A 2,957-nucleotide genomic window follows, 5' to 3' on the forward strand; every position below is an offset into this window, starting at 1 on the left:
AGGTACTACGCTCACCGTTCAGATCGGACACCCCGGTCACACAAAACGAGGTGTGCATCAAACCCGGGATGCTCCAAGCCATCATCAAGCGCGATCAGCTCCTTGCGCCCATCCGCGCGCACCCCGATCAGCACCAAAAGACACAGCTTGGCCTCCTCCAGGCGCACGTTGACGTGGATGCCATCGGCCCAGACGTACACATAATCCACACCGCAAAGATCGCGGGCCGAAAACGCCTTCTGCTCGGCCTGCCAGGTCTCGGTCAACTTGGTGATCGTCGCCGCCGAGAGCCCCTTGGTCGAACCCAAGGACTGCCCCAGCGCCGGCCCGAAATCCTGGCTGGACAGCCCATGTAAATACAACAGCGGCAACACCTCTTGGACACGCGGGGTCTTGCGCGCCCACGCCGGCAGGATCGCCGAGGAAAACCGCCGCCGGTCACCGGCTTCCGGGTCGACACGCTTGTCGTTGACCCGCGGCGCGACCACCTCGATCGCACCAGCTGCGGTGGTTGGGGAACCCCAGGTACGCCCCTTCCCAAGCAGATCCACAGATTTCAAGCATTGCTCATTGGCAGCGTTAGGAATTACTCATCGTTAGACCAGGGCTCCGAAGTCATGTGCATGAGCCAAAGCCTGCCAACGTCATTCCGCAACGCCGACGGTTACCGCCGCCAGCTGACGCTGATGCCCACAGGCGTCATCACGAGGAAACCTCCGACGATCCCGCCCTGGTCGACACGATCCGCGCCGACGCCCGTGAAGTAACCGGGTTCGTGCGCAACGGAATGCCCGCAATGATGCAAGGCATGATGAGACCCGGCGGCATGATGGGACCCGGCCCCGACTGACGGGACCAGCCCGTACAGTATCAGAGTCTCAGTGAAATGTATTGCGGTGTAATGACTTCCGTCGTCCGAGTGATGAATCGTGTCGCTTCGGCCAGCCGTCACCGGAACCAGCCAGACCATCGACACGAGATCGTCGTCGTCGCAAACCGCGGAATAGGCGTGAAGTTCTGCCGGACTTGGCACCGGAAGCGCCTGTCCGAACTGGATCGATCGTTACCTGGAAACTCCCATCACCCCAGTTCAGAAGGCAGTTTCGTCATGTCGGCACGCGGCCCCACCAATTGCTCGGTGGATCGAAGCTTAGCCGCTAGGGTCGCGGTGTACTGGGTGCCGTTGATGTAGGAGGCTGTTGAGGACCCATTGGTCTGCCAGGCCCCATCGTTCCGCCCGGCATCATTCCGCCCTGCCCCATCATCGAGCAGCTATGGTCCATGCCCGCGTCGTGGCCCCGGTGCCAGCCGTAGTGGCTACCCGAGGACCAACCCAAGAAGAACCCTGAGAAGAAGATCGCCGCAATGGAGACTACGACTCCCGCGACGATGCCGGTCCACGCCGAGACTTGGACTAGTCGACTGGGCTCTTCGTGTCGGTCGTCATTACGGACTAGCCCGGACTCGTGCTGCGGTTCGTTCGTGGATTCAGGTGTTTCTGTCATGCTTCGAAGGATGCCATACGTATACCCCACCAGGGTGGGGGCCAATGGCCCTACCCGGACGAACTGCTGACCAGCCTCGAACACCACCAACGCGACACAGCCCCATCCGGCCCGCGCCGCTTGACCGCGACGCCGACGAACTTACGAGCGAGGTGGGTGGTCGCACAACCGTGGCTAACCAGTTCCAACCGGTCTGATCACTGAGTTGGGCGAAACACCGCCGCAGAGCTGCCAGCCGCGCTACCCGCCGCCGACATACACAAGCGGCCTCCGCGCCGTCGGCTTTGATGCCAGCGAGCCACGCATATACCTCGATAGTTCACGCAATTCGGTGCTGAGGTGTGTCGTGAACGTGAAAGGTGCACTGCCTCAACGATAATCGACGTTTGCTGGCGTTGGAGAATCGATCGAGGAGTGCACCTATCAGCGGGACGTGGCGGTGTCGGGCGCGGGCGGCGCGGAGAACCTGGCCGGTACCGCGGTGCTGGCGGGATCAGCAACGACTGTTCGGGCAGGTGGCGTAGGTCCCGACGATGTGGCGGTCGCTCAACGAGATCGACCACCAGGGCATGGCGGCGATCGCGCTGGTGCGCCACAGGGTCCGGCAGCGGGTGTGGGAGTTGATCGAGGCTCGCCATGGCGCGATCCCGCCCTCGCGGACCTGTTATGGGGACCTGGGTGCGGTGGTGGTGATCCGCATTGACGCCTCGCTGGTTGAATCGCACAGCGACAAGCAGCACGCTGCGGGGAATTTCAAGGGTGGCTACGGGTTTCACCCGCTGTTGGCGTGGTGCGACAACACCGGCGAACTGCTGGCGGTGATCACCCGCGCGGGCAACGCCGGGTCGAACACCGCGGCTGATCACATCGCGATCATCGACGCGGCGATCGCCGCGATCCCGGCGAAGTGGCGGTGCAACCTGTTGATCACCATCGACGGGGCGGGCTCGAGCCACGCCGTGGTCGAGCACCTGCGCAAACTGAACGCCCGCCCGGGCTGGTCGGTGGCCTACTCGGTGGGGTTCGACCTCGACGAGCGGGCCCGGGTCGCGGTCGGGCAGATGCCCGCCGCCGGGTGGGAGGCGGCGCTGGATGCGGCCGGCCAGGCCCGCGACGACGCGCAGGTGGCCGAGCTGACCGGGCTGCTGCGCGAGGGCGCCGACGGCGACCGGCTGGCCGGCCGACATGCGCATCCTGGTGCGGCGGGAGAAGATCGAGCACGGGACGCAATTGTCACTATTCGAGCAGATCAACGGCCACCGCTACCAACTCATCGCGACCGCCACCTGGGGCGGAGCCGCCCAGCGGCTCGAGGCCCGCCACCGGGTGCACACCCGGGTGGAGGGGTTCATCCGCCGCGGCAAGGACACCGGCCTGGCCCGCTGGCCCTCGCACTCGTTTGCGATCAACACCGCCTGGGTCACCGCGGTCGCCCTCGCCATCGACCTGCTG

At 64.7% G+C, this 2,957-nt stretch carries 1 protein-coding gene and 2 pseudogenes; 2 read left to right on the forward strand and 1 reads right to left on the reverse strand.

The genetic code is table 11. From position 1 onward, the window contains the following. Positions 1-77: 77 nt before the first annotated feature. Positions 78-509 (reverse strand): annotated as a pseudogene (locus AWC07_RS02415) (transposase); the annotation flags it as partial. 78 nt (positions 510-587) lie between these two features. On the opposite strand from AWC07_RS02415, the pseudogene AWC07_RS28350 reads away from it, so the two are divergent. Both AWC07_RS28350 and AWC07_RS02430 read left to right on the forward strand, forming a co-directional pair. Next, positions 588-850, forward strand: a pseudogene (locus AWC07_RS28350) (hypothetical protein); the annotation flags it as partial. A gap of 1,188 nt (positions 851-2,038) precedes the next feature. Next, positions 2,039-2,957: transposase (locus AWC07_RS02430; protein WP_208622341.1), on the forward strand; the 919-nt coding region annotated here is incomplete at its 3' end.

This window comes from Mycobacterium gastri (assembly GCF_002102175.1).
Taxonomy (GTDB): Bacteria; Actinomycetota; Actinomycetes; order Mycobacteriales; family Mycobacteriaceae; genus Mycobacterium; species Mycobacterium gastri.